Source organism: Brevundimonas sp. FV1ye7S (genome assembly GCF_058680995.1).
This window is the reverse complement of record NZ_CM178726.1, coordinates 3,150,248-3,175,160: the sequence shown is the minus strand read 5'-3', so window position 1 is coordinate 3,175,160 and position 24,913 is coordinate 3,150,248. Positions and strand designations below refer to the sequence as shown.

Here is a 24,913-nt window from a genome sequence, read left to right as displayed (position 1 = left end):
GAACATGAAGGCCCTGGCTCCCCTGCACCGCGCCCAGGCGCCGTCGCACTTCACCTATGGATCCCATGCCGCCATGTTCGTCGGCTTCACGCCGGGCGCGGACGGCCCCGCCCAGCCGTTCCTGACGCCCAAGCTGGCCCGTCTCTTCCGCCTCAGCTATGCGGGACATCCCGGTCTGGCGACGCCCGGCTTCACGGTGGCGGGCGACAATATCGTCGATGGATTTCGCCTGGGCGGCTGGCGCACCCTCGGTACGGCGGCGATGGGCTGGTTCGACCCGGAGACCCCCGTCTCGGCCACGCTGCGGCATGGGTTCGAGACCTTCTGGTTCGCGGCGCGGGAGGGGGTGGAGGCGCAGGTCGCCTGGATCGAGGCGCAACTGGCCGAGGCCGGCGACCGGCCGGTCTTCGCCTTCATGAACATCGGCGAGACCCATGTGCCCTATCATTACAAGGGGGCGCCCTGGCCCGAGGACGACAATCCGTGCGTCCCGTTCCAGACCGTGGACCGTGCGGCGGAATGTCGCGCCCGCCAGACCGCCTGCGTCGAGTTCGTGGACGGCCGTCTGGAGCGGCTGCTGGAAGCCTTCAGCGAAGCCACGGTGCTGATCTGCGCCGACCACGGCGACTGCTGGGGCGAGGACGGATTGTGGGAGCACGGCGTCAGCCACGAGATGACCCTGACGGTGCCGCTGATCCTGCGCTATCGCGGCGCACCAGTGGGGACGGAGCGCGCCTGATCCCCTAGGTCGTCGCCGCGATCACGGCGTCCGGGCGGATCGCCCCTCACCCCGACCAGGGCGGCGGGGGGCGCAGGCGGGCGAAGGGGCGGCCGGTGCGGTCGAAATGGGGGTTGAAGCCGGGATCGCGGCTGAACCGCTCGCCCCAGCGCCGCCAGATGACGCGAGAGGCCGCCTCGGCCACGGCCTGGCGGGCCGGATCGTGGTTGAAGCCCCGAGTCTTGGACTCCAGATGATAGAGGGTGGCGTCCGGCGTGTAGAGGATCGTCAGCCCCCGCGCGCGGGCGCGCAGGCACAGGTCGACGTCATTGCCCTCGACCGGGAAGCCGGGATCGAAGCCGCCCAGGTCGCGAAACAGGTCGGCCCGCATGGCCATGCAGGCGCCGGTGACCGCCGCCGTCGCATGGACCACGACATGGCGATCCAGATAACCGGGGTCGGACCCCGGCGCACCTACGCCTTCGTGCGACAGGAAGGCGTAGGTCTCCTCGCGGTTGACGAAGCCGGCGTGCTGGATCGCGCCGTCGCCATAAAGCAGACGACAGCCGACGACGCCGACGTCCGGGCGCAGGGCCTGGGCCGTCAGTTCGTCCAGCCAGTCCCGCGACAGGGCGACGGTGTCGTTGTTGAGGAAGACCAGAACCTGGGCCTGGGTCTGGCCGGCGGCGAGATTGTTCATCAGGCCCCAGTTGAAATCGCCGCAATAGGGCAGGACCTGCGCGGCGCCCAGGGCCTGGAGCGCGGCCAGATAGTCGCGGGTCTGGGGCTCGCGGCTGTCGTGGTCGATGATCAGGATCTCGAACGGCGTGCGGTTGTCGGCGCGCCGGTCCAGCAAACTGTCGACGCAGGGCTTCAGCAGGTCCAGTCCGTCGCGGGTCGGGATGATCAGGCAGGCCGACGCCGGCGGCGGGGCGCGGCGGATCCGCAGGGCCCGGGTCGGGGCGCCCAGGATGTCGGCGCGCGGCTGGGCGACCGCGTCGATCCCCGCCTGGGCGAGGCGATGGGACGCACAGTTAAGCCAGACCTCCGGCTCGACCGTCTCAGGGACGGTGCGGCTGGCCAGAACCCGGGCGACGTGGCCGACCGCCTCGGGCCGCGCCCGCAGAAGGGCGTCGCAGACGGCGTGGGGCGCCGCCTCGCGCCTCAGTCCCAGCCGCTGCAGCGCGGCCCGCCGGAAGGCGACGGCCTCGCCGACATAGGGGGTCTGGAGCAGATAGTCGGGGTCGAAGTCGGGCTTGAGCCTGGGCAGGATCCGGCGACGGTCCTGCGGCGCGTCGTCGGCGTCGGCGGCGTCGAGGACGTCCTCGTCGAAATAGACGGCCTCCAGCTCCGGAGAGGCCGCCGAGAACCGCGCGGCGATCCTGGCGAGGGCGTGGGGGTGCAGGACGACCTCGGGCGTCAGGACCAGGACCAGGTCGCCTGCGGCCGTGTCCAGAGCGGCCTCGATCCTGGCGACCGGGTGTTCGGCGTCCAGGACGAGCACCGTCGGCGCGGGTTGAGCCGCCCATTCGATCCGCTGGCGCAGATCCGCCGCCAGATTGGCCTCGGCCGGCCCCGCGACCAGGATCAGATTGGCTTGCGCATGGCTCTGGCCCGCGACGGCCCGGGCCGCCTCTTCGATATCGCGCGTCGCGCCGCCCGCGAGGTCGAGTACGATGTCGATCGCCAGGCCGCAGCGCTCCGGCGTCGGCCCCGCGTCCCGCCAGGCGCGACTGTAGGCGGCGTAGTCGGAAAGAGGCGTCGATAACGTGGACTCGATCCAGGGCAGCCGGCTCTCCAGGCTTTCGAGGACGCGGCGCGCCTGAGTGATTTCGTCGCGGATCCCGGAAATCAGGTCCGGCTGGGGCGGCTCGGCCATGACGGTCGCCCGCCCCAGGACGAAACCGTTGCTCGCCGCCCGCAGCTCGATGTCCATCTGAACAAAACGGCGCCGCGCCGCCTCGGGCACCTGAATCTCGAAACCGGCCAGACCGGCGCCGCCGAACAGGTCCTGGACGTCGCGGCGGAAGGCCGACGTCGTTCCGGCGCCGCAGAAGACGCCATTGATCCACACCTCGACAGAGACGCCGGAATCCGGCTCGTCCGGATAGGCGGCCCAGCCGCGCACGCCTCGTGCAGAGACCTCCTCCAATCGTCCGTCCACCTGGGACGCGGCCGTCAAGACCGCGAAGGCGCGCGGCTCGGTGAGGGGGCTGTCATCGTCCATATAGTCCCGAAAGACCGCATCGGCCGCCAGGGCGTGATACAGCATCGACCAGGATTTGGAGGCGACGGCCCTGCGGCGCCCGTCTTCGGACAGCGGCATCATTCGGGCCGCCCAATCAGCGACATCGTCCGGGAACGCCGCGTCGCGCGGGCGCTCGCCGGCCTGCAGCCGGGCCCCGACCGACCCTTTGAACTCAGGGGAATGGAAGAACGAGCCGATGAGCCGACGCACGTCCCAGCCGGCCATCTCTTCCAGCATTTCGCGCGTCTCGCCGCCGCGGTTCAGGACGAGGCGGTAAAGGCGCCCCACGTCGTCGGCCGTCCAAACGCCGATCTCCCTTTCAGGAACGGGCGGCTGAGCGATCAAGGGGTCTTCCATGTCCTGCCTCGAATTCGCACCGCTCCCTGAACCACGGCGTTACAGTTTGGCGGTGGATAAGCCGGTCGCCCCTGTGATAGCAAGCCTGCTCGTGAAGTGGTTAACGGGCCGCAGAGCCCGCGCTTTTCCGTGTCTATCAAATTTTCGAAGTGCAGGGGATTGCATGGGTCGTGCGCCGTCAGTCAGCCGGGTGCTGCAAAAGGGGCTCAATAAAGTGGGTGGACCCTTGATGGGCGAAAGCGCCGCCGATCTCAAGAAACGGGCGGATCTGGCCCGCGCCCAGCGGGACTGGGCGCAGGACGCCTACTGGCGCAGGCGCATCTGCGGCCAGGAGCCCGAGCGGCGCGGCGCATGGGTGCAACTGGGTCATGCGCTGAAGGAGGCCGGCTTTCACGCCAAGGCGGAGGACGCCTATCTCAAGGCGTTGACGCTGAAGCCGGACGACGCCGAAATCATTCTCCAGCTCGCGCATCTGTCGAAGGTGCGCGGGCGTCTCGACGAGACAGCGGAACTTCTGCGTCAGGCGCGCGACATGGGCCACCCCGAACGCGACCAGATCGAAGCCGATCTTCGTCTGCTGAAGAAAGTCGACAACAAGACCGTCTTCTGGGGCGTCGGCGAGGACCGAACCGATCTGCGCGTCTTCCTGTCCGCGCCAAGCGCCCCGGTCTCCGAAGGTCAAAGAGAGGCGGCGGCTGCGGGCCTGGGGCAGGCTGATTATTCCTATTCCTTCGCCATGCGAGGCTTTATCCAGGCCTTGGAAGAGCTCGAGATCGATCACACCGTCATCGTGAAGCCCGAGTATGTCTCCGACATTCGAAAGCGGTCCACTGCCGACGTCAATCTTCACATCGGCTTCTATCCTCCTGACCGGATGAGAGTTCTGAAGGGGGCCTACAACGTCAACTGCTTCGCCTGGGAGTTTGACCGCCTCCGCAGCCCGGAGGAGAGCTTCAGCCACCACGCCTTCTCACAGCAGGCGGAAATGTTGAACGTGCCTGACGAACTCTGGATTCCCTCATCCCAGGGCGTCGAGGCCGTAAAGGCGGTCGTATCCCGTCCGGTCAGCAGGGTGCCGGCCCCTATCCTGGGCGCTCATGCCCGCCGCCCCCGTGACGGGCGTCCGACCGAGCGCGATATCGCGCGTGCCGGACGAGATCTGGCCGGCGTGAACTGGGAGCCCCTGGCGATCCTGCCCCGAATCCAGAATACGATGGACGGCGCCGCCCGCGCCCGAGGGTCGACCTTGCCGTCCGTGCTGGCTTCGCTGGGCCTGGAGAGGCCCACCCTCTATCTCAGCGTCTTTAACGTTCACGACTACCGCAAACAGATCGAACCGTTGCTGGAAGGGTTCCTCCGCTTTGCAGAGTCGGATCCGAATGCGATCCTGCTGTTGAAAATGTCGACGCCTCACCGCGCCAAACGTCTCGCGAACCGCATACTCTTGGAGGAGCAGATCGCCGACGCCGGACGGATGGTGCGGCCGATGGTAAGTGACCGCGTCTGGATCACAGACGGCGCGCTCACGCGGGGGGAACTGAATCGCCTGTATGACGCGGCGGCCTTCTATCTCTGTACGTCTCACGCCGAAGGTCAGAACCTGCCCCTCCTTGAGGCCATGGCGCGTGGCGTGGTGCCGATCGCCGTCGATCACACCGCCATGGCGGACTATATTTCGGACAATGACGCGGTCGTCATTCCCTCACAAACCCGCCCGCTGGATATCCGCCTGACGGCTCGATATCGGATGTACGGAGTAGACACGAACTATGTCGACGCCGCCGATGTCCACTCTGCGCTGCAGGCGGCCAGGGACATTCCGGATGGTGACTATGCGCACAAGTCCGCGGCGTCATGGGAAGAGGTCAGGTCGCAGTTTGGGACGGAGGTCGTCGCGAACCAGCTTCGGACATTGGTCGAAAAGCTGAAGGTGGGAGAGGCGGCGTGACAAAAGCTGTTTTGGATATCAGCGCGCTGTTCGAGGACACTTGGACGGGCATCCCTAACGTCGTGGCTGCAATCGCGGAGCGTGCACTCAAGGACCAGACCATCGACTGGGTCTTCGCCTACGAGACCATCCCCGTCTCGCGGAGCGTTGTTGCAGGCTTTTTGGGCAGACACTCCGGGCAGGGAGGCTTGCCATTCCTCGCGGACGCCGCGTGGAACGGCGAAGCGATACCGGAAAAGGAGGCGCGATCAATGGTCGCCTTGTTTCCAAACATAAAGCCCGTCCGTAACTATTTTGGCAGGGAAGCCATAATAGTGCACGACCTAAGTCCAATATTGACGCCTGAATTTCACAACGCGGACAACATTTTTCATTTTGCGAACCGAATTCGAAGAGACGTTGAGACGTCAGACCACGTGTTCTGCGTATCACAAGCCACGCTGTCCGACGTAAATACGTACTTAGGAAAACCAACAGATCAAATGTCTATTATTAGGCTTGGTGCAGAGTTTGACCCGTTTGAACTTAGCGCTGGACTGCTGCAGGTGAGGCCAAACCTGCTGGCCGAGCCTTATATCGCCGTCATCGGAACGTTGGAGCCGCGCAAGAACGGTGGCGTCATCTTCGACTATCTGATGCAGAATCCGGGATTTGCTCACCAGTATCGTATTGTGTTCATAGGCCGCGACGGCTGGTTGGACGAAAAGGCCCGCCTTCTCGATCGACTCGAAGGCGTGGGCGTCAGCAGCGACCGGATTCAGTTCACCGGCTATGTCTCCAACGCCGAACGTACGGCGTTGATGATCAACGCCGCATTCTGCGTCTATCCGTCGTTCTTCGAAGGCTTCGGCTTGCCGGTCCTCGAGGCTGGAGCGCTGGGCAAGATTACGGTCTGCTCGAACAGCTCGAGCATTCCAGAAGTATTCCCGGAGAGTTGCGTCTTTTTCGACCCCACCGAAATGTTCGAATTTGTACAGGCGATGCGTATCGCAGAGCTTCGCGCCGCGCAGACCCGATCTCGCGGACAGTCATTGACCGATCTGCTGGAGCGCGTCGCTCCCCACGGCTGGGACGCCTGCTATGGAGAAATTTCCCGCTGGATGAAGGAGCAGTAGATGTCGTACGACTACTCGACCGTCGTCGCCTTCGCGCTTTTTGAAATCTCTGCCGACTGTTTGCGAGGCTACGCCGCTCCGAACGGCCCATCTCCGGCGCTCGTCAAGCTGACCTCTGACGACGCACCGATCGCCTTCGCCAGGGCGAGCGGCCATTCCGCCGCCGCTGCTGAAGCCGGCCTGCGCCTGGGCTGGTGCGCATTCCAGATCCACGGCCTGCGACAGGCGTTTGCGATCGGGGATGACGTCAAGCTGCGCTGCGGCGTGTCCGACGAGGTCTTGGCGACCCTGTCGATCGACATGCTCAGCCCGGCAAAGCCGACGACAGCGCAGCTTTCAGCCCTCGATTTGATCGCCCTGGTCCGCGCCCCGGATATTTGCCCAAGCCTGGAGCAGTTCATTCCTTTCGCGATCAACCATTACCGTCGACATGGCGCGCGCCAGTTCATTGAGGCCTGTTATCAGACGTTGCTTGGCCGTTGGCCTGAAGCCGACGCGCCGGATGTCGATTTCGCTCTCGAGACCGAGGAAGATCGCGTCAAATTTTACGTCGCCGACATTCTCGCCAGTAACGAGTATCAGGCGCGGTGGGGAGAGGTCCTGCCCGGCCCGTTCATGTCGGGCTTCCGTTTCGACACGACCGGCCTTATTTAGGCGCGGCCTTGGATCAGAGGCTCGATTCCTAGGGTCGAGTTCAGCAAATTGTCCAAACCATGGATCGGAGTGCATTTTGGAGCGTAGGTTTGCCGGGCTTGAAGCCTCTGAGTTTGTCCAGATGCTCTACCGCGTGTTTCTCCTACGGGAGGTTGATCCCGCCGCACAGGACAAGGTGGAGCGGCTTCTCAACGAAGTCTCGAGTGTTGAGGACATCATCGCGGAAATCCTTGCATCCGAGGAGTTCGGCTCTCGCAACGAGAACCAGCGGCTACTTCGTGACCAGACACAATACGGGGAGTTGGAACTTCTCATTCGACGCTGGATGACGTGCGCGGCCCACGACCGCTGGGTGGTCGATATCGGGGCGCGTGGCAAGGCGCGATCAAACTCCTGGGATCTGATGAAGACTTTCGCATGGCGAGGTCTTCTGGTGGAAGCGAATTCTGCGCTCATTCCGATGATCGAGATGGAGTTCGCTGGACTTCAGATGGAACTGCTGAACTGCGCCATATCGGATTATGAGGGACAGGCGACCTTCTATCTGGGCGTCAACGATGATGTTTCCTCTCTGGATCGGAGTGCTTCTGAGGGATGGGGGCCGTTGGCGGGCGAGGTCAGCGTGCCTGTCCGTCGCCTTGCTCCCTTGCTCAAGGAACGCGGAATTCCCGAACAATTCGGCCTCCTGTCGATCGACATCGAAGAAGAGGACATCAAGGTGCTGAATGATCTCATCACCACGTCGGCGTACAGACCTAAATGGGTGTTGATAGAAGCATCGTACGATTTCAATACAACGAGGCTGCAGGATCTTTCATTCGACCTTTCGGTTCTGAGCGCCTATCGATTGGTCGATCAGACGGCTTCAAATTTACTTTTGGAAAGCAATCTTCGATAAGACGCGAACAGATGGCGACGGGGGCGATCATCCAGTTGTCGCCTGCGACGCCGTCACGGGCGCACAGGCCATGGGACTGAGAAGGTTGTCGCGACGGCTTGCCTCAAGACTTAGAATTCAGGAGTATTCTTGCGCATTACTTTCGTCCAGACCGCCGATAGCGCCGTCTATTCCAAGTTCATCAACGTAACGTCCACAACGGTCAAAGAAATCTGCGCCCGCCAGGGGCACGCCTATGAGTGTTTCATCGGCATCAAGAGGGGGGCCAAACCCTGGCACGCCGCTCTCAACAGGCTGCCGATCCTGAAATCCTACGTCGATCAGGGTTACGACGGCTGGATTATCTATTTGGACGCGGACGCCTATGTGGCTGACGTCGATTTCAAGATCGCCGAATACCTCGCCGGCAAGAGCCAGTACGCCATGATCGCTGCGGGAAGCGGTCTCGAGCCGCCGAGGTGGTGGGATATCAACAACGGGGTCTTCGCCATCAATCTCGGCCATGAACAGGGCCGGATGATCGCGGAGCTCTGGAACGCCGCGCTTATGAGCGTGCCGGAAGATGAGCTCAACGCCGAACAAAAATGGGGCGATGTGATCGATGACCAGGCCGAGTTGCACAAAATTCTTCGCAACAATGAAGCGGTGATCGAACCCGTCTTTTACCGCGATGACGCCGCGCCGCGGGTCTTCAACTGGTATGGCAGCTTCATCCGGCAATATGTACGCGAGACGGGAGACTTGGACAAACGCTTGGCCGCCCTTAGGGAGGGCGTGCTGGAAGCCCTTGGCGGGCTCGCTCCGGCAGACCTCTCGGATGATCGCCCGGAAACGCCGGAACTACGCGCCGCGCGCTATCAGGTCTGCGACGAGGTCGCTGAAGCCATCTATCGAGGGATACTGAACCGCGAGCCGGATGAGGGGGGTCTGGACGCCGTGAAGCACAAGTTGCGGCATCGGATTACAACCTTCGAGAACGAGTTCCGAGCCTGTGTTTCAAGTCGGGAATTCGAAGGTCGCTTCAACGAAATTCTTGAGCGGGCGCGCAGTAGTTGACGGTCAGGGTCTCAGAGGATCCCTCTCTGATGCGCGATCGGACCGCGATCGTTGTTCTGGGCATGCACAGGAGCGGCACCTCTTCCGTCGCGGGCGCTCTTAGCATTCTGGGCGCCGCCTCCCCGCGTACGCTCATGCCGGCGGCGGAGGACAATCCGAAGGGATTCTGGGAAAGTCAGATCCTAATGACGTTCCATGACAAACTGCTTGAGGCGGGTGGGTCGAACTGGCGGGATTGGCGACCCTTCGGCTTGCCTGGCGTGCTTGATCGGCGACCAGAGTTCCTCCTTGAGGCGCGTGAGCGCCTGGATGAAGAATTCGGCGGCCAAAAGCTGATCGTTTTCAAGGATCCCCGGCTGTGTCGATTTTTCCCCCTTTGGGAACAGGTTCTGGAGGATGCGGGCTACAGGATCGTTGTTGTGACGCCGCTGCGCTCGCCCACCGAAGTCGCCGCCTCTCTGATCGCTCGCAACGCCATGAGCGTCGAGCAGGCCTGTCGCCTTTGGCTCAGGCACGTCTTGACAAGCGAGCGCGCAAGTCGCGGACACCCCAGGCTGTTTGTCGAGTGGTCCGACTTCCTCCGGAATTGGCGAGGCAGTGCGCAGCGTATGCAGGTCAGTCTGGGATTGGACCTGGACTTGGACAACGCGCAATGCGCCAGGGGCGTCGATGAATTCCTGACGGCCGATCTGAAGCGCCAGTCGCCGATTTCCTCCTATTCGACTGAGTGGATAGACGCCGCCTTTCGAATTTTGATCGGGATGGCGCAAAACGGCGAGACCGAAGAGGATCGCGCCCAACTCGACGAGTTGAGGTGGGCGTTCGACCAGGCCTGTCTTGTTTTCGCTGATGCGCCCCGCTGAACCCGCGTCCAGCCAGGACACGCCGTTTCTTCCGTGACTCACATGCGCTCCCCCGCTATCTCGCCCCGGTGATGAACGAAACAGAACGCCAGTCCGAGGAACGCAGCTGGGAGACGGCGAAGACGCTCGCCGAGGCCCTGCCGTATATTCAGGTCTATGACCGCGAGACCGTGGTCATCAAATACGGCGGCCACGCCATGGGCGAGAGCGCCGTGGCCCGTCAGTTCGCGGCCGATGTGGTGCTGCTGAAGCTGATGGGGGTCAACCCGGTCGTGGTGCACGGCGGCGGGCCGCAGATCAGCGCCATGCTGGACAAGGCCGGGGTCAGGTCCAGCTTCGTCGACGGGTTGCGGGTCACCGATCCGGCGACGATGGAAGTGGCCGAGATGGTCCTGTCCGGCGCCGTGAACAAGGAGATCGCCCACTGGATCACCATGGCCGGCAAAGAGGCGGACGTGCGCGGCGTCGGTCTGTCGGGCAAGGACGCCGGCCTGCTGACGGTCGAGAAGACCCGCCGGACCAAGCGCGACCCCGACAGCATGATCGAGCACGAAGTGGACCTGGGCTATGTCGGCGAACCCACCAAGGTGGATCCCAAGCTGATCAAGGGCCTGATCGCCTCGGAGACCGAGGACTGGGTCCCGGTCATCGCCCCGATCGGGGTGGCCGAGGACGGCCAGACCTATAACGTCAACGCCGATACGGTGGCGGGCGCCGTGGCCGGGTCGCTGGGCGCCAAGCGGATGCTGCTGCTGACCGACGTGCCGGGGGTCAAGGGCGCGGACGGCGAGATCATTCGCCAGATGACCCTGGAGGAGGCGCAAGGCCTGATCGACACCGGCGTCGCACACGGCGGCATGATCCCCAAGCTGGAGACCGCCATGGCCGCCGTGCGCGCCGGGGTCGAGGCCGTGGTCATCCTGGACGGCCGGCGGCCCCACGCCATGCTGGTGGAGCTGTTCACCGAATTCGGCGCCGGCACCCTGGTGAAGGCGTCTTGATCGACCTGTCGCACGTCAACGCCTGGGTGTTCGACATGGACGACACCCTGTATCCGCGCGAGCAGGGGCTGATGTCCCTCGTCCAGGCGCGGATCAACGCCTATGTGGTCGAGGCGGTCGGCCTGGCGCCCCAGGAGGCGCATATTCTGCAGCGCCAGTTTCTGGATGAACACGGCACCACCCTGGCCGGGCTGATGGCCAACTACACCATCGATCCCGAGGACTTCCTGAACGTCGTCCACGACGTGCCGCTGGACGGGGTCGAGCCCAATCCGCGCCTGGCCGAACGGCTGAAGACCCTGCCGGGGCGCTGTTTCGTCTTCACCAACGGCGCGCGGGACTATGCGCATCGGGTGCTGGACCGGATCGGCGTCGCCGACTGTTTCGAGGGGGTGTTCGCCATCGAGGACGGCGACCTGACGCCCAAGCCGGCCCCGTCGGCCTTTCGTCGCATGATCGAGCGGTTCGATTTCGAACCCCGTTGCGCCGCCTTCTTCGAGGATACGCCCAAGAACCTGGAGCCGGCCAAGGCTTTAGGCATGGCGACCGTCCTGATCGGCGACGGCCACGGCAAACCCCTGGGGGACCATATCGACCGGATCGCCCCCGACCTTCTCGACTTCCTCAACGCCCTGACCTTCAAGGACGCCGCATGACCGATCTGTCGCATCTCGAATCCGTCATCGAGGCCGCGTGGGAAGACCGCGCCGACGTCTCTGCCGCCACCCATGGCGATGTCCGCGACGCGGTCGAGACCGCCCTGGCCCTGCTGGACTCCGGCCAGGCGCGCGTCGCCTCGCGCGGTGAGGATGGGGTCTGGACCACGCACCAGTGGCTGAAGAAGGCGGTGCTGCTGTCCTTCCGCCTGAACGACAACCAGATCATGCGCGCCGGCGACCGCGGCCCGACCAGCCACGCTCCGGGCGTCGGCCCCTATTGGGACAAGGTGCCCAACAAGTTCGGGGACTGGGCCGCCGGCGACTATCAAGCCGCCGGTTTCCGCTCGGTGCCCGGCGCCATCGTCCGCCAGGGCGCCTATATCGCCAGGAACGTCGTGTTGATGCCGTCCTTCGTGAACATCGGCGCCTTCGTCGATGAGGGGTCGATGGTCGACGCCTGGGCCACGGTCGGCTCCTGCGCCCAGATCGGCAAGAACGTGCACCTGTCGGGCGGGGCGGGCATCGGCGGGGTGCTGGAGCCGCTTCAGGCCAATCCGACCATCATCGAGGACGGCTGTTTCATCGGCGCCCGCGCCGAGGTCGCCGAGGGCGTGATCGTGCGCGAAGGCGCGGTCCTGGCCATGGGCGTCTATCTGTCGGGCTCGACCAAGATCGTGGACCGCGCCACGGGCGAGGTCTTTCGGGGCGAGGTGCCGGCCTATTCGGTCGTGGTGCCGGGCGCTCTGCCGGATCCCAAGGGCGGCCCGTCGCTGTACTGCGCCGTCATCGTCAAGCGAGTGGACGCCCAGACCCGGGCCAAGACCGGGGTCAACGAGCTGCTGCGCGACTGATCAGATACGAAAACAGAGGCGACCGTCAGGCCGCCTCCGTCCTTTATCCGGCCGACAGGATCAGGCGGCGGACTTCATCGCGTCCTTGTTGACGGCGGCGTCGGCGATGCCGGTCAGGTCTTCGTCGGTCTGGGACTCGTCCTGCAGGGTCTCGTCGCTCTCGGCCAGGATGATGGCGGAGCGCGGCTACTCGCAGCGGCGGGCCTGACCTTGGCGGAAGCCCGGGCCGTGATCGGCTAATGGCGGCACGACTACAACCACGTCCGACCGCACTCCGCTCACGGCGGCCTCGCGCCGGAGACCGTGCGGATGAACCACGCGGCCGGTCGGCTGCGCAACGTAAATGGCTGCGCCGCCCGGCCGCTCCCACCGGAGCCCAAGATGAGCTATGAAGCCTGCGGCCCCATTATGACCGCGAGACCAGAGGGGGCAGGCCAAAAGGCCGCCTTCAGTTTGGGCGACTGGGCGATCTGCGCCAGTCGTCTAGCCTGATCCAAATGCCCTTTCGCATACAGGCGTCGGCTGCTAGCTGCTGTCCCTAGGCGGGCGAGTTGCCCGACAAAATGGCTCATCAGATGAAGATGTTTACGCGAACACGCCGCCTCCTTCTCGCACTGTACCGGCTGCCCAGGCGTCTGGCTCATGCCGAGCGCAACCTTTCGCGCTTGGCTAATCAGCTTGACGAACATCGCCGCGAAATGAACCTCCTGATTGGAGCTCTGTCTGAACCGCCGTCCGACGTATGGAAAGGACAGCCGCCGCTGATATCGGGAGAGCCCACGCAAGGCGTCTTTTCCGAGGCGGCCATGTGCCGGCAAGACAGCTTTTCTCAGCCCTATTTTTCGTATTGGACCACGCGGCTCGGCGAGAGCCTCAGATACCACCGCAAGCTCTGGGAATTTGTCTTCATATGCCAGGTCCTTTGGGAACGTGGCCTGCTCAGAGAAGGCATGAGAGGTCTGGGTTTCGGGGTCGGTCGCGAACCCCTGACGGCTCTGTTCGCCTCTGAAGGCGTACGGGTGACGGCGACGGACTTGGCCTTCCATGGCGCCGTGGACCTGGGGTGGACGACCACCAACCAGCATGCTGGCGGCAAGGAGGTGCTGCGCAAGTCCGGAATTTGCGCAGACAATGTATTCGAAACGAATGTCGAATTTCGGGAATGCGACATGAATGCCGTCCCGGACGATCTCAGAGGCTACGATTTCTGTTGGTCGGCTTGTGCGCTCGAGCATCTAGGCTCGATAGAAAAGGGCTTAGCTTTCATTGAGCGCTCCGTTGAATGTCTCTCTCCTGGAGGCTGGGCCGTTCACACGACCGAATTCAATATTTCGTCCAATACCGAGACGGTGGACGATATGGAGACAGTTCTATTCCGGCGCTGGGATTTTGAACGGCTGGCGGAACGGTTGTCCGCCAATGGGCATCACGTGGTCCCAATCAACTGGGACCCCGGACACGAAGTCTTGGATCGTTTCATCGACTTGGCGCCCTACAAGGAACAGCCCCACCTGAAACTTGCGCTCAGCGGTTTCGCAGCCACTTCCATCGGAATAATCATTCGGCGTGGAGATGCCTAGATAGATCGATCACCAGCAAATCTCGGCATGACCCCGTCGAGATTACTATCGTTGCTATACAGCATTCGGCGCCTGCGTCGCCTTAGTGCGCCGTCATCGCCGGGGACACCCAGGCCCGACCGGGGTCGACGAGCTCCTGCACGACTGACGACCGGCGAAAACGGAGGCGACCGCGAGGCCGCCTCCGTTCGGTTTCACGTCGGCCGGATCAGGCGGCGGTCTTCATCGCGTCGGCGTTGACCGCGGCGTCGGCGATGCCGGTCAGGTCTTCGTCGGTCTGGGATTCTTCCTGCAGGGTCTCGTCCAGCAGGGCGACGGCGTCTTCCATGCCCAGCACCAGGGCCCAGCGCTTCAGCGTGCCGTAGCGGGTGATCTCATAGTGTTCCACCGCCTGGGCGGCGGCCAGCAGGCCGGCGTCGAGGGCGGGGTTGTCCTTGTATTCTTCCATGATCTCGTCGCCCTCGGCCAGGATGCCTTCGATGGCGTCGCAGGTCTTGCCGCGCGGGGCTTTGCCGATGATCTCAAACACCTGCTGCAGGCGTTCGATCTGGCCTTCGGTCTGCTCCTTGTGCTTCTCGAAGGCCGCCTTCAGCTCAGGCGACTGAGCGGCGCGGGCCATCTTGGGCAAAGACTTCAGGATTTTGCGCTCAGCGTAGTAGATGTCCTTGAGCGTGTCGTGGAACAGGGTGTCGAGGGTTTTCTCGGCCATTGTCGTATCTCGCTGTCATGGTGGAGCGCGTGGGCGCGCACCTAGTCACAAGCGATCTGGCCGGCTTATGTTCCTGTGTGCGAAATCGCGCTCAACGCATGGCGCGATCCAAGCGCCCACGGGCGAACGCGTGGAGCCTCAGCAGTATCCATCGCACCTTACCACTGAGCGAAATTTCGCTTCGATAGTTAATCAACTGCTTTTGGTATTTGGGCTCGGTTGGATGAAGAGCAACAGCCTTGCTGACCGCTTCCACAGCCTCTACCTTTTCTCCCGCCTGATAGGCGATAAACCCGTGCCACGCGTGCACCGGCGCCATGGTGCTTGTGTCGGGCCTGGAAGCCACTTCGCGCGCCATTGCCAAGGCGCTGTCGTGTTGGCCGAGATCTGACAACATGCTCGCATAAGGCACTGATATAACGACATTATTACATGACAGGTGCAGTGCTTTTTGCTGTGCTACCAAGGCCTCGTCATGCCGCCCTTGAGCATGAAGATTCTTAGCGAGAGACTGAAGCGCGCCAATGTGCATTGGCTGAATCTCCACCGCCCGTTCAGACAGCCGTAACGCCCAGTGCTGCCGCCGCGCCGCCACAGCATCGGCCAAGGTTGTCAGATATGTGACACTTTCGCTCCGGCGCGCCTTGGCCACTCGCCTACATTTGGCGGCGTCCTCGGTTCCCGCGAGAACATCCATCACCAGCGGCGACAGCATCTGCAGTTCCGCCAGCATGGAGGCGGACGGGTGGCCCGAGTATCGAATTGGAATAGCGACTATCTCAGTTTCTGCAGCAATGAGCTCGACGTGCAGACGGTCAAGCGAGACCGGATCAAACACGACGACGGCTCGAGCGCGTCGTGGAAGCGGTGGCTCGCCGTCCGGGCGCCAAGATATCCGTTCGGCGTCCTGCAGCCACCGCTTCTCGAAGGGCGCCCGCTCAGGATTGATCGAATACTGAGGAGACAAGGCCAAGGCCGCATCTACGCCGAGTGCGTCTGCGAATCGAAGCGCAGCATAGCCACCCATGGAAGACCCGTAGGTCATGCTTCGTGACGCACCGCCAATCGCCGCCCGGACGGCGATGAATACTTCGGCCATCTCGGGATACTGATACCAGTCTTCCCGTTTTCCCATTATGTGAATGGCGGATATGCCTTGGGCTCGAAGATAGGCTTCTGCGAACCCTTCCCGATCAAACCCGTGACCGATGCTGTAGTTATCGAACGTAATCACCCAGCGCGAAACATCTTCGCAAGCAACGGCGCGCGCCACGACGTTATCGCTTCGAAAAAGTTCTGTCATCGATCATTCAGTAGCTCAAGATTTTGGCTTACGACAGCGGAACATCACGATCCCGCTTCAGATCCGGCGGGGTCGCTTCGTCGGTCAGGAGGCGGATCGCCTCCTCCACCGTGACCACCGTCTGGGCCTGGGAGCCCAGGCGGCGGATGGCGACTAGGCCCTGTTCGGCTTCCTGGCGGCCGACCACGGCGATGACGGGCACCTTGCCGACCGAGTGTTCGCGGACCTTGTAGCCGACCTTCTCGTTGCGCAGGTCGATCTCGGTGCGCAGGCCCGCCGCCTTGAACCGGGCCATGACGTCGCGAGCGTAGTCGTCGGCGTCCGAGGTGATGGTGGCCACCACGGCCTGGACCGGCGCCAGCCACAGGGGGAAGGCGCCGGCGTAGTTCTCGATCATGATGCCGATGAACCGTTCGAAGCTGCCCAGAATCGCGCGGTGCAGCATGACCGGCCGGTGCTTCTGGCCGTCCTCGGCGATGTAGGTCGCATCCAGCCGCTCGGGCAGGACATAGTCCAGCTGGATCGTGCCGCAGGTCCATTCGCGGCCGATGGCGTCCTTGACGATGAAGTCCAGCTTGGGCGCGTAGAAGGCGCCGTCGCCCTCGGTGACCACCGGCTCGGTCCCGGCCGCGCGAGCGGCTTCGGCCATCAGGGCCTCGGCCTTGTCCCAGAACTCGTCGGAACCGGCGCGGTTCTCCGGGCGGGTGCCCAGGCTGATATAGGCGGTCTCCATGCCCAGGTCGGCGTGGACGCTGCGCGCCAGTTTGATGAACTCGGACGTCTCCTCGACGATCTGGTCCTCGCGGCAGAAGATGTGGGCGTCGTCCTGGGTGAAGCCGCGCACCCGCATCAGGCCGTGCAGCGAGCCCGACGGCTCATAGCGGTGGCAGGCGCCGAACTCGGCCATGCGCAGCGGCAGTTCGCGGTATGAGCGCTGGCCCTGGTCGAAGATCTGGACGTGGCCGGGGCAGTTCATCGGCTTGAGCGACAGGGTCTCGCCCTCGACCGTCTCGCAGACGAACATGTTGGGGCGGTACTTGTCCCAGTGGCCGCTCTGTTCCCAGAACTTACGGTCAAGCACCTGGGGCGTCTTGACCTCGACATAGCCGGCGGCGTCCAGGCGGCGGCGCATATAGGCCTCCAGCACCCGCCACAGGATCCAGCCCTTGGGATGCCAGAAGACCATGCCCCGGCCCTCTTCCTGCATGTGGAAGAGCTCCATCGCCTTGCCGACCTTGCGGTGGTCGCGCTTCTCGGCCTCTTCCAGACGTTGCAGATAGGCGTCCAGGTCTTCCTTGGTGGTCCAGGCGGTGCCGTAGATGCGCTGCAGCTGTTCGCGCTTGGAATCGCCGCGCCAATAGGCGCCCGCCAGCTTGGTCAGTTTGAACGCCTTGCCGACGTGGCGCGTCGAAGGGAAGTGCGGCCCCCGGCACAGGTCGATCCAGTCGCCCTGCTTGTACAGGGTGATGGTCTCGTTCTCGGGCAGGTCCTTGATCAGCTCAGCCTTGAACTTCTCGCCGCGCGCCTCGAAGAAGACGATGGCCTCGTCGCGGTCCCAGACCTCGCGTTCGAACCTGGCGTCGCGATCGACGATCCGGCCCATCTCCTTCTCGATGGCGGCGAAGTCGTCGGTCGAGAAGGGCTCGTCGCGGAAGAAGTCATAATAGAAGCCGTCCTCGATGGCCGGGCCGATCGTGACCTGGGTGCCGGGGAACAGGGTCTGGACCGCCTCGGCCAGGACGTGGGCCGTGTCGTGGCGGATCGTATAGAGGGCGGCGGGATCGTCGCGCATGATCAGGCGGAAGTCGCCGCCCGTCTCCAGCACCCGCCCCATGTCGCGCTGCTCGCCGTTCAGCTCGGCCAGCACCGCCTTCTTGGCCAGGGACGGCGAGATCGAGGTCGCGACGTCACGCGCCGTCGAACCGGCCGGATATTGGCGCACGGCGCCGTCAGGGAATTTCAGATCGATCATGACTGTTGTTCTTTTTCGTCAGTCTTTGCAGGCGGAACCGGGTCATAGCCCGAGCCGCCGAAGGGATGGCATTTACAGAGGCGACGCACGGTGAGCCATCCCCCCTTGAGCGGTCCGTGCTGGATCAGGGCGTCGCGCCCATAGTCCGAACAGGTCGGCAGAAACCGGCACTGTTGGCCGATCAGGGGGGACAGCGTCAGCTTGTAGCCCCGATGGGCCGCGCGGACGCCGCGTTCATAGAGAGACATATGTCCCTTCGCCGGGGGCTGGATGGGTTCGCCGCGCTTATCCCCTGTCATCGCAGGGGGATCAACCGCTGAGAGCCCGTCAGGCCGCGCCGGCGAGACGAGTTCGTTCCGCCAGGGCCTGGTTCACGGCCTCAAGCGTCGCCTCGACCGCCACCAGGGTGGAGGCGTGACGCGCCGGATAGTCGGCGACGGGCCTCAGCACCCGCAGATCCTCGAACCGGCCGATGGGGCCTTCGCCGCCGGATTTCAGCATGGCCGACAGGGCGTCGCGCGCCTCGGCGATCTCTGCGGCCGCAGCGCCGATCACGGCCTGGCCCAGCACCCCGGCGGCCGCCTGGCCCAGGGCGCAGGCCTTGACGTCCTGGGCGAAGGCGATGACCCGGCCCTGATCGTCCAGCGTCACATCCACCGTCGCCCGCGACCCGCACAGTTTGGCCACCCGCTCACCGGTTCCGTCCGGCGACGCCAGCCGCCCCGCATGGGGCAGGTTCGCCGCCAGCATCAGGATGCGCGCGCTGTAGAGATCGTCGATCATGGTGCGAACATAGGACGACCGCCGCGCCCGCGAAACCTCCCTCTCCCCCTGCGGGGGAGAGGGAGGAGGGCGGCCTACGACTGGATCGGCAGGAAGATGTCCGTGACGGCCTCATGCTCCGGCACGTCGGGGAAGAAGCTGACGCGTTGGGCGAACAGGGGGAAGTCGCGAAGCTCGTGTCCGCTGCCCGGCAGCCACTGCCCATAAAGCCAGGCGGCCGAGGCGCTCAGATCGTCGCCGCCGCCGACCTGTCGCAGCACCGCACAGCGTCCGGCGGGGATGACGCCGGCGACCACGCCCGCCGCGTTCGGCAGGATCGCGCGCGGGGTGGCGGCGCACAGATCGATGCGATGGGGCGCGGCGGCGTCATCCTCGGGCTCCGTATGGAAGATGTTGAAGGTGGCGCTGATCTTCGGCGGCAGGCCCGCCGCCTTCCGCCAGGCGATGAAACGACGGATCGTGTCGCCGATGTGGGCGGGATCGCCGCTGTGCGTCAGCAGGCCGACGGCGGTTTCCGGGAAGTCGAGAATGCGAACCTCGGCTTCGGTGGGTGTGGTGGGTGTCATAGTCTGGCTCCGGGCTTGGGTGAGCGGCGTCTGGGCCGCAAACCAGGGCGTCCAGCGGGGCGCTCTTCGGAACTCGGTCGGGCTCTGGTCGAAATGACGTCGGAAGGCGCGGCTGAACGCCTCGGGCCCCTCGAACCCGCTGTCGAGCGCGATCTCCAGCACGCTGGCCCCGTCACGAAAGGCCAGGCGGTAGGAGGCGCGCTTCATCCGCTTCAGTTGGACGTACCGACCGACGCTGATCCCGAACAGCGAAGAGAACTGCCGCTGGAAATGGTGTCTGGAAAAGGCGGACACGTCGCTCAGCAGCTCCACGTTCAGATCCGCCTCCAGGTTTTGGTCGATGAAGACCAGAACCCGGCGCATCCGCGCATGATAGTTGTCGATGACGCTTCGGCTCATCCGCACCTCCCTGGCACGGCTGGAGATAAGGGAAGAGGGGCGGCCGAACCTGACCCGGAATGCTCAGGTCTCGATCGAGAACCCAAGCGCCCCGTCGGCCTCCACCTCCAGCCGCGCCTGGGCGTAGTCCGCCAGTTTCGGGTGCGGCGTCTCCAGCGGATGGGTCCAGGCGGCGGTGATGACCACGACGTCCGCGCCCGCGGCCTCGCCGGCCGTGATCCCGGCCTCGGCGTCCTCGAACACCAGACAGTCCTTGATATCGACGCCCAGGGTTTGGGCCGCCAGCAGATAACCCGAGGGGTCCGGCTTGCCGCGGTCCACCCGTTCGGCGGTGATCATGACGGCGGGCGGTTCGACCCCGGCGGCGGCCATGCGGGCGCGGGCCAGGGGCACGCTGGCCGAGGTGACCACGGCCCAGCGGTCGGGCGGCAGGCGTTTGAGGAAATCCAGGGCGCCGGGAATGGGGACGACCCCGTCCACATCCTCGATCTCGCCGCGCTCGACCCAGGCGGCCTCCTCGGCCAGGTCGATGTCCGGCAGGTTCTGGCGGCGGATGGTGTCGGGCGCGCGTACGCCGTGGATGGTGGGAATGAAACGCGCCACGTCCAGGCCGTGCCGCTTGGCCCAGCGGGTCCAGACCCGTTCGGCGGCGGCGGTCGAACTGATCAGGGTGCCGTCCAGGTCGAACAGGAAGGCCTGATAGGTCTTGGGCGTGTGGGGAGAAGCCATGCGCCTATCCAGCACGGGTCTGGACCGGGGGCAACCGGACGCCGGCCAGCCCCCGTAATGACGCTGGTTCGCCGCCTGTGTTTTCAACGGCTTGACGAAATCTCGCGGCCATCGACCTGTCGGTCTTCCGATCCGTGCGATCCTGGATGGGGTGTGGTCGCCGCAGGGGCGGCCAGAGTTCGGATGAGGGAGATTTCAGACGATTCAGACAATTCAGACTATGTTTTTGTGAGTCTGAAATCGCGGCTCAACCGCCCTGAAGCGAACTCCAGGTCCGGGCTGTGTCCGGCGTCGTCCCGCCCGAGGCCGCCGCGCCGCCGGCGGAATTGCGCGCCTGCAGCCATTGCAGGCTCTGTTCGGCCTGTTCGGGCGGCAGTTCGCGGCGCAGGATCTGTTCGGCCTCGCCCATCTTGCCCTGAAGGCCCACCACCATGGCCAGGTTCTGGCGCACCCGGCTGGAGGCGGCGGGCTGGGCCGCCGCACGCCGCAACAGGGTCTCGGCGCCCGGCGCGTCGCCGCGGGTCAGGGCGGCCGTGGCGGCGTTGGTCAGGACGTCGGGATTGTCGGGGGACAGGACCAGGGCCTGGTTCCAGGCGGCGTGGGCGTCGTCGAACCGGCGCACCTGTTCATAGGCCACGCCCAGCAGCGAATAGGCCCGCCAGTCGCGCGGCGCCAGGTCGCGCGCCTTCTCCAGCGGAGCGACGCCGTAGAAGGCCTGGCCTCGGGCGATATGGGCGCGACCCAGCTCCAGCAGGGCGTCGAGATTGGCCGGCTGGACGGTCAGCACCCCCTCGGCGGTCTGGACCGCCTGGTCGTACCGCCCCATTTCGCGCAGGGCCTGGGCCAGTTTCACCCCGGCCACGGGATCGGCCGGATTGATCTCCTGCTCCCCGGCCCAGAAGACCGAGCGCGACAGGGCGTCCATCCGCTCATAGGCGGCGCGGGTCTCGGCCGGGGCCGGGGCGCGGCCCTGTTGGGCGGGGGCGGGATCGGCCGCAAGCGCCGGTGCGGCCGACAGGCTGAGCAGGGCGGCGGTTGCGAGAAGGGCGGGCATGGGCGACATGGGTGGAGTCCTGACGGTCCTCGGTCGCCCCCAGACTCGCCGGTTCGCGTCAACTGTTGGTTAAGAAGGCCCGTCATGTCCGTATTCCATCCCCTGCTGGTCGCCGCACAAGACGGCGCAGACGCCGTGCCGATCCGCTTCGTCGGTCCGGATCAGGCGCTGGAAGGCGCCGTGCGCCCCTGGGCCGATCTGCACGGGTTCGAGGGCAAGCCGGGTCAGCTTCTGATCGCGCCCCAGGGCGACGGGATCGGCCAGGTCCTGGTCGGAACGGGTCCGGTCTTCGATCCGATGGCGGCGCGGGGCCTGTCCGCCCGCCTGCCCGGCGGCCTCTATCGCCTTGAGGCTGAACCGCACGAGGCCCAGGCCGCCGCCCTGGCCTTCCTGTTGGGGGCCTATGTCTTCGACCGCTACAAGGCCCGGCCGGACAAGACGCCGGTTCGGCTGGTCGCGCCCGAGGGGCTGGACCTCGCCGAGACCACGCGGATCGTCGCCGCCTGCGCCCTGGCGCGCGAGATGGTCGACACCCCCGCCGCCGACATGGGACCGTTGCAGATCGAGACCATCGCCCGCGAGATCGCCGAGAGCGCCGGGGCCGCGATCACGGTGACCGAGGGCGACGCCCTGCTGGAGGCGAACTATCCCGCCGTCCACGCCGTCGGCCGGGCCGCCGCGCCGCACCGGGCCCCGCGCCTGATCGAGATCGGCTGGAAGCTGGACCAGGCCGATCTGCCGCTGGTGGCCCTGGTCGGCAAGGGGGTGGTGTTCGACACCGGGGGGCTGGACCTGAAGCCGGCCGCCGGGATGCGGAACATGAAGAAGGACATGGGCGGATCGGCCCACGCCCTGGCCCTGGGGCGGTTGGTCATGCAGGCCGATCTGCCGGTGCGGCTGGTGGTCATTGTGGCGGCGGTGGAGAACGCCGTCTCGGCCGACGCCTTCCGGCCGGGGGACATATTGAACAGCCGCAAGGGGCTGACGATCGAAATCGGCAACACTGATGCGGAGGGACGGCTGATCCTGGCCGACGCCCTGACGCGGGCGGGCGAGCATGAGCCCGACCTGACCCTGGACTTCGCCACCCTGACCGGGGCGGCGCGGATCGCCCTGGGGCCGGACCTGCCGCCCCTCTATACCGACGACGACGCCCTGGCCGAGGGCCTGCTGGCGGCGGCGACCGCGGTGCGCGATCCCCTGTGGCGGATGCCGCTGTGGGCCGGCTATCGCAGCGCTCTGGACACCGAGATCGCCGACCTGAAGAACGACTCCTCGGCCTGGGCCCAGGCGGGGTCGGTGACGGCCGCCCTGTTCCTGCAGCGCTTCGCCCCGACCACCGGCGCATGGGCGCATATGGACATCTTCGCCTGGAACCCCCGCGCCCGGCCCGGCTATCCCGAAGGCGGCGAGGCTCAGGCCCTAAGGGCTTGTTTCCACTATTTGAAAACGCGGTTCTGTTGATTTCTTTCAGAAAAAAGACGGCTGTTAACGGCCCCTTCGGCATCTGCCGATAGGGTTTGGGTTCAACCATGCGAGTCCACGTTTGACCGACGTCCTCGACCTTCTTCCGACCGGCGACCGTCTCGCTCGCCCCGACCTCGCCGAACAGGCGCTGGAAGGGCTGGTGCGCGCGTCCGCCTATCGCAAGACCGAGCCCATGCATTGCCGCGTCGCCGTGGCCGACATCCTGTCGGACCGCGACGCCCGCATCGACCAGCTGCTGCACGGCGAGATCTTCGACGTTCTGGACCGGGCCAACGGCCGGGCCTGGGGCCGGGCACGCCGTGACGGGGTGGTCGGCTGGGTGGTGCTGGACAGTCTGTCGGCCGGGGCGCCCCTGCCGACCCGCCGCGTCGCCGCCGTGGACGCCGCCCTGCCGCTGAACGCCCTGGTGGTCGAGACGGCCGAGGGTCTGGCCGAGACCGATCTGCAACCCGTCGGCGATTTCGAACGCGACCTGGCCGCCGTGGCCGAGCGCCTGCTGGGCCGCCCGCACGAACCGGGCGCCCGCTCATCCGTCTCCACCGACTGTTCCGGCCTGGTGCAGCAGGCCTTGCTGGCCTGCGGCCTGCCCGGTCCGCGTCGCTCCGACGCCCAGGCCGAACTGGGCCAGGCGGCCCCCGCCGGCCCGCGCCTGCGCGGCGACATCGTGGTCTGGCTGGCGCCCGGCGGCGATCAGGACTGGACCGGCCATTCGGCCCTGATGATCGACGCCGAACGGATCATCCATTCCACAGGAGACAAGGGCGGGGTCGTGATCGAGGCCCTGGCCGAGGTCGAGGCGCGCCTGACGGCCGAAGGTTTCGCCTCCGCCGTCTTCCGCCGCCTCTGATTTAATCCCGCATCGTCCGCATCGCCCCCAGCCGCGCGAAGGCCAGGGTCAGGGCCTTGCGTCGCGCCGACGCCAGCGGACTGACCGGCGCCGTCCGCACCACCGCCCCGCCGAAGCCGTCGGCCACGATAAGCCCGGGCGCCTCCGGCAGGACGTCCTGCGGAAACTCCGGCGCGACCGCAAAATACAGGGCGTCGCAGAACGGCCCGTATTCCTGCCATTTGCGGTCGACGCGATAGTCCTCCACCCCTGACTTGACCTCGCAGATGACGATGTCGCCCTTCGGCCCGACCGCCATGACGTCGGCCCGCCGTCCATTGGGTAGGCAGACCTCGAGCAGGGGCGCATAGCCCATGTCCAGCATCAGCCGCGCCGTCCCCCGCGTAACCGACAGGGTGGTTTCCGGCCGGCTGAAGACCAGTTCGAGCGAGACTGCGGTGGCGGCCATGCCGGATTTATGTTCCGGATACGTTCCGGGCGCAAGCGGCGGATCGTCCGGCGGCCCCGATCGGGCTCAGGATTATGGACGGGCTCTTGGGAGGGGATGCGCCTCAGGCGATCTCCTCGACATCGCCGTCCAGATCCATCAGGGCCAGCTCGACCTCCAGGTGGGGGTGGCGCTGCTTGATCGCGTCGCGCAGGGCGTGAAGCTGCTGAGTGTGGACCGCCAGTTCCTTGTCCGGCGTATCGACGGTCTCGGCGCCTAGAAGGACCTTGTAGGCGCCGCAGTCGCGGTGGTCGATCACCATGACCTTGTGGATTTTGTGGAGGTCGATGGCGACGTCCAGGTGGGTCCAGAAGGTCTCGCCCCAGCTGGGGAATTTGTCGGTCAGAGCGCCCAGCGAGGCGCCGGCCAGGACGACGTGGTCGTATTTGTCATGGAGGCCGTGGCCTTCCATATAGGCGATGGTGTCGTCGGTCAGGCGATAGTCCATGCAGGTCAGCAGCAGGATGTCGGTGTGGCCCCGCGCCCGGGCGACGCCGGGCGCCAGGGTGGACAGCAGGCTGACGCCGCCGCCCAGGGCGATCAGACCGAAGGCGCTCCGGCGCGACAGGATGGGGGTGTTGTGGGCGCAGCAGTCGGTCACGATGATCGCTCCGTGGTTGAGGGTGAT

General features: G+C 65.4%; 24 protein-coding genes. 13 read left to right on the top strand and 11 right to left on the bottom strand.

The annotated features are described in order from the left end of the window. The first annotated feature begins 4 nt into the window (after nt 1–4). Nucleotides 5–739, top strand: coding sequence for a hypothetical protein (locus tag ACW18C_RS15460; protein ID WP_492071837.1), 735 nt, complete (start codon nt 5–7; stop codon nt 737–739). 46 nt (nt 740–785) lie between these two features. Here the strand turns inward: ACW18C_RS15460 and ACW18C_RS15455 are convergent, their stop codons facing one another. Beyond that, the gene (locus ACW18C_RS15455) at nt 786–3,311 is read right to left on the bottom strand and encodes a glycosyltransferase family 2 protein (RefSeq protein ID WP_492071835.1); all 2,526 of its coding nucleotides are present in this window, start codon (nt 3,309–3,311) and stop codon (nt 786–788) included. 175 nt (nt 3,312–3,486) lie between these two features. On the opposite strand from ACW18C_RS15455, the gene ACW18C_RS15450 reads away from it, so the two are divergent. The 10 genes from ACW18C_RS15450 to ACW18C_RS15405 all read left to right on the top strand — a co-directional run bounded on the left by ACW18C_RS15450 (nt 3,487) and on the right by ACW18C_RS15405 (nt 13,948). Continuing rightward, nucleotides 3,487–5,271 (top strand): glycosyltransferase, encoded by a 1,785-nt coding sequence (locus ACW18C_RS15450; protein ID WP_492071833.1) that lies wholly within the window; start codon nt 3,487–3,489, stop codon nt 5,269–5,271. Then, nucleotides 5,268–6,386: a glycosyltransferase family 4 protein gene (locus ACW18C_RS15445; RefSeq protein WP_492071831.1), complete on the top strand. Its 1,119-nt coding sequence runs from the start codon at nt 5,268–5,270 to the stop codon at nt 6,384–6,386. Before ACW18C_RS15450 ends, ACW18C_RS15445 begins: the two co-directional genes overlap by 4 nt. Next, complete coding sequence (locus tag ACW18C_RS15440) at nt 6,387–7,040, top strand: hypothetical protein (RefSeq protein ID WP_492071829.1); 654 nt, start codon at nt 6,387–6,389, stop codon at nt 7,038–7,040. Between the two features lie 121 nt (nt 7,041–7,161). Next, nucleotides 7,162–7,938 (top strand): FkbM family methyltransferase, encoded by a 777-nt coding sequence (locus tag ACW18C_RS15435; RefSeq protein ID WP_492071827.1) that lies wholly within the window; start codon nt 7,162–7,164, stop codon nt 7,936–7,938. Nucleotides 7,939–8,067: 129 nt separating this feature from the next. Further along, a complete protein-coding gene (locus ACW18C_RS15430) occupies nt 8,068–8,994 on the top strand; it encodes a hypothetical protein (protein ID WP_492071826.1) in 927 nt (308 codons plus the stop codon). A gap of 29 nt (nt 8,995–9,023) precedes the next feature. After that, nucleotides 9,024–9,857 carry a sulfotransferase family protein gene (locus ACW18C_RS15425; protein ID WP_492071825.1) on the top strand — a complete coding sequence of 278 codons (834 nt, stop codon included), beginning with the start codon at nt 9,024–9,026 and terminating at the stop codon, nt 9,855–9,857. Between the two features lie 71 nt (nt 9,858–9,928). Then, complete coding sequence (gene argB, locus ACW18C_RS15420) at nt 9,929–10,858, top strand: acetylglutamate kinase (RefSeq protein WP_008258977.1); 930 nt, start codon at nt 9,929–9,931, stop codon at nt 10,856–10,858. Then, nucleotides 10,855–11,514: a pyrimidine 5'-nucleotidase gene (locus tag ACW18C_RS15415; RefSeq protein WP_426025862.1), complete on the top strand. Its 660-nt coding sequence runs from the start codon at nt 10,855–10,857 to the stop codon at nt 11,512–11,514. The genes argB and ACW18C_RS15415 overlap by 4 nt, the downstream gene beginning before the upstream one ends. Next, complete coding sequence (dapD, locus tag ACW18C_RS15410) at nt 11,511–12,368, top strand: 2,3,4,5-tetrahydropyridine-2,6-dicarboxylate N-succinyltransferase (RefSeq protein WP_492071824.1); 858 nt, start codon at nt 11,511–11,513, stop codon at nt 12,366–12,368. Before ACW18C_RS15415 ends, dapD begins: the two co-directional genes overlap by 4 nt. A 551-nt stretch (nt 12,369–12,919) precedes the next feature. Continuing rightward, nucleotides 12,920–13,948: an SAM-dependent methyltransferase gene (locus tag ACW18C_RS15405; RefSeq protein ID WP_492071823.1), complete on the top strand. Its 1,029-nt coding sequence runs from the start codon at nt 12,920–12,922 to the stop codon at nt 13,946–13,948. Nucleotides 13,949–14,156: 208 nt separating this feature from the next. Here the strand turns inward: ACW18C_RS15405 and ACW18C_RS15400 are convergent, their stop codons facing one another. The 8 genes from ACW18C_RS15400 to ACW18C_RS15365 form a co-directional block, all read right to left on the bottom strand. Continuing rightward, a complete protein-coding gene (locus ACW18C_RS15400) occupies nt 14,157–14,657 on the bottom strand; it encodes a YciE/YciF ferroxidase family protein (protein WP_492071822.1) in 501 nt (166 codons plus the stop codon). Nucleotides 14,658–14,748: 91 nt separating this feature from the next. Beyond that, nucleotides 14,749–15,960: a tetratricopeptide repeat protein gene (locus ACW18C_RS15395; RefSeq protein ID WP_492071821.1), complete on the bottom strand. Its 1,212-nt coding sequence runs from the start codon at nt 15,958–15,960 to the stop codon at nt 14,749–14,751. Nucleotides 15,961–15,988: 28 nt separating this feature from the next. Further along, on the bottom strand, nt 15,989–17,932 hold the full coding sequence (thrS, locus tag ACW18C_RS15390; RefSeq protein ID WP_492071820.1) for a threonine--tRNA ligase: 1,944 nt from the start codon (nt 17,930–17,932) through the stop codon (nt 15,989–15,991). After that, nucleotides 17,929–18,180 (bottom strand): membrane protein insertion efficiency factor YidD, encoded by a 252-nt coding sequence (gene yidD / locus ACW18C_RS15385; RefSeq protein WP_008261575.1) that lies wholly within the window; start codon nt 18,178–18,180, stop codon nt 17,929–17,931. The genes thrS and yidD overlap by 4 nt, the downstream gene beginning before the upstream one ends. Nucleotides 18,181–18,259: 79 nt before the next feature. Then, a complete protein-coding gene (locus ACW18C_RS15380; protein ID WP_291752501.1) occupies nt 18,260–18,715 on the bottom strand; it encodes an iron-sulfur cluster assembly scaffold protein in 456 nt (151 codons plus the stop codon). Nucleotides 18,716–18,789: 74 nt separating this feature from the next. Further along, on the bottom strand, nt 18,790–19,680 hold the full coding sequence (locus ACW18C_RS15375; RefSeq protein WP_492071818.1) for an AraC family transcriptional regulator: 891 nt from the start codon (nt 19,678–19,680) through the stop codon (nt 18,790–18,792). Between the two features lie 63 nt (nt 19,681–19,743). After that, nucleotides 19,744–20,409 carry an HAD-IA family hydrolase gene (locus tag ACW18C_RS15370; protein WP_492071817.1) on the bottom strand — a complete coding sequence of 222 codons (666 nt, stop codon included), beginning with the start codon at nt 20,407–20,409 and terminating at the stop codon, nt 19,744–19,746. A 247-nt stretch (nt 20,410–20,656) separates the two neighbouring features. Continuing rightward, a complete protein-coding gene (locus ACW18C_RS15365) occupies nt 20,657–21,472 on the bottom strand; it encodes a tetratricopeptide repeat protein (protein ID WP_492071815.1) in 816 nt (271 codons plus the stop codon). Between the two features lie 75 nt (nt 21,473–21,547). Between ACW18C_RS15365 and ACW18C_RS15360 the strand changes: the two genes are divergently transcribed. Together ACW18C_RS15360 and ACW18C_RS15355 are read left to right on the top strand one after the other, a co-directional pair. Continuing rightward, nucleotides 21,548–22,927 carry a leucyl aminopeptidase family protein gene (locus tag ACW18C_RS15360; protein WP_492071814.1) on the top strand — a complete coding sequence of 460 codons (1,380 nt, stop codon included), beginning with the start codon at nt 21,548–21,550 and terminating at the stop codon, nt 22,925–22,927. Nucleotides 22,928–23,009: 82 nt separating this feature from the next. Beyond that, on the top strand, nt 23,010–23,798 hold the full coding sequence (locus ACW18C_RS15355) for a C40 family peptidase (protein ID WP_492071812.1): 789 nt from the start codon (nt 23,010–23,012) through the stop codon (nt 23,796–23,798). 1 nt (nt 23,799) lies between these two features. On the opposite strand, the gene mmcB is transcribed toward ACW18C_RS15355, so the two are convergent. Together mmcB and ACW18C_RS15345 are read right to left on the bottom strand one after the other, a co-directional pair. Further along, complete coding sequence (gene mmcB, locus ACW18C_RS15350) at nt 23,800–24,246, bottom strand: DNA repair putative endonuclease MmcB (protein WP_492071811.1); 447 nt, start codon at nt 24,244–24,246, stop codon at nt 23,800–23,802. Nucleotides 24,247–24,349: 103 nt separating this feature from the next. Beyond that, a complete protein-coding gene (locus ACW18C_RS15345; RefSeq protein WP_492071810.1) occupies nt 24,350–24,886 on the bottom strand; it encodes a carbonic anhydrase in 537 nt (178 codons plus the stop codon). Between the last annotated feature and the right edge of the window lie 27 nt (nt 24,887–24,913).

What these genes read in the sequence shown, in the direction of transcription:
- ACW18C_RS15460 (WP_492071837.1), top strand. Translation starts at nt 5, where the DNA reads ATGAAGGCCCTGGCTCCCCTGCACCGCGCCCAGGCGCCGTCGCACTTC.
- mmcB (WP_492071811.1), bottom strand. Translation starts at nt 24,246, where the DNA reads ATGGCCGCCACCGCAGTCTCGCTCGAACTGGTCTTCAGCCGGCCGGAA.
- thrS (WP_492071820.1), bottom strand. Translation starts at nt 17,932, where the DNA reads ATGATCGATCTGAAATTCCCTGACGGCGCCGTGCGCCAATATCCGGCC.
- ACW18C_RS15370 (WP_492071817.1), bottom strand. Translation starts at nt 20,409, where the DNA reads ATGGCTTCTCCCCACACGCCCAAGACCTATCAGGCCTTCCTGTTCGAC.
- ACW18C_RS15360 (WP_492071814.1), top strand. Translation starts at nt 21,548, where the DNA reads ATGTCCGTATTCCATCCCCTGCTGGTCGCCGCACAAGACGGCGCAGAC.
- ACW18C_RS15425 (WP_492071825.1), top strand. Translation starts at nt 9,024, where the DNA reads ATGCGCGATCGGACCGCGATCGTTGTTCTGGGCATGCACAGGAGCGGC.
- ACW18C_RS15375 (WP_492071818.1), bottom strand. Translation starts at nt 19,680, where the DNA reads ATGAGCCGAAGCGTCATCGACAACTATCATGCGCGGATGCGCCGGGTT.
- ACW18C_RS15365 (WP_492071815.1), bottom strand. Translation starts at nt 21,472, where the DNA reads ATGTCGCCCATGCCCGCCCTTCTCGCAACCGCCGCCCTGCTCAGCCTG.
- ACW18C_RS15380 (WP_291752501.1), bottom strand. Translation starts at nt 18,715, where the DNA reads ATGATCGACGATCTCTACAGCGCGCGCATCCTGATGCTGGCGGCGAAC.
- ACW18C_RS15400 (WP_492071822.1), bottom strand. Translation starts at nt 14,657, where the DNA reads ATGGCCGAGAAAACCCTCGACACCCTGTTCCACGACACGCTCAAGGAC.
- ACW18C_RS15395 (WP_492071821.1), bottom strand. Translation starts at nt 15,960, where the DNA reads ATGACAGAACTTTTTCGAAGCGATAACGTCGTGGCGCGCGCCGTTGCT.
- ACW18C_RS15450 (WP_492071833.1), top strand. Translation starts at nt 3,487, where the DNA reads ATGGGTCGTGCGCCGTCAGTCAGCCGGGTGCTGCAAAAGGGGCTCAAT.
- dapD (WP_492071824.1), top strand. Translation starts at nt 11,511, where the DNA reads ATGACCGATCTGTCGCATCTCGAATCCGTCATCGAGGCCGCGTGGGAA.
- yidD (WP_008261575.1), bottom strand. Translation starts at nt 18,180, where the DNA reads ATGTCTCTCTATGAACGCGGCGTCCGCGCGGCCCATCGGGGCTACAAG.
- ACW18C_RS15435 (WP_492071827.1), top strand. Translation starts at nt 7,162, where the DNA reads ATGCTCTACCGCGTGTTTCTCCTACGGGAGGTTGATCCCGCCGCACAG.
- argB (WP_008258977.1), top strand. Translation starts at nt 9,929, where the DNA reads ATGAACGAAACAGAACGCCAGTCCGAGGAACGCAGCTGGGAGACGGCG.
- ACW18C_RS15440 (WP_492071829.1), top strand. Translation starts at nt 6,387, where the DNA reads ATGTCGTACGACTACTCGACCGTCGTCGCCTTCGCGCTTTTTGAAATC.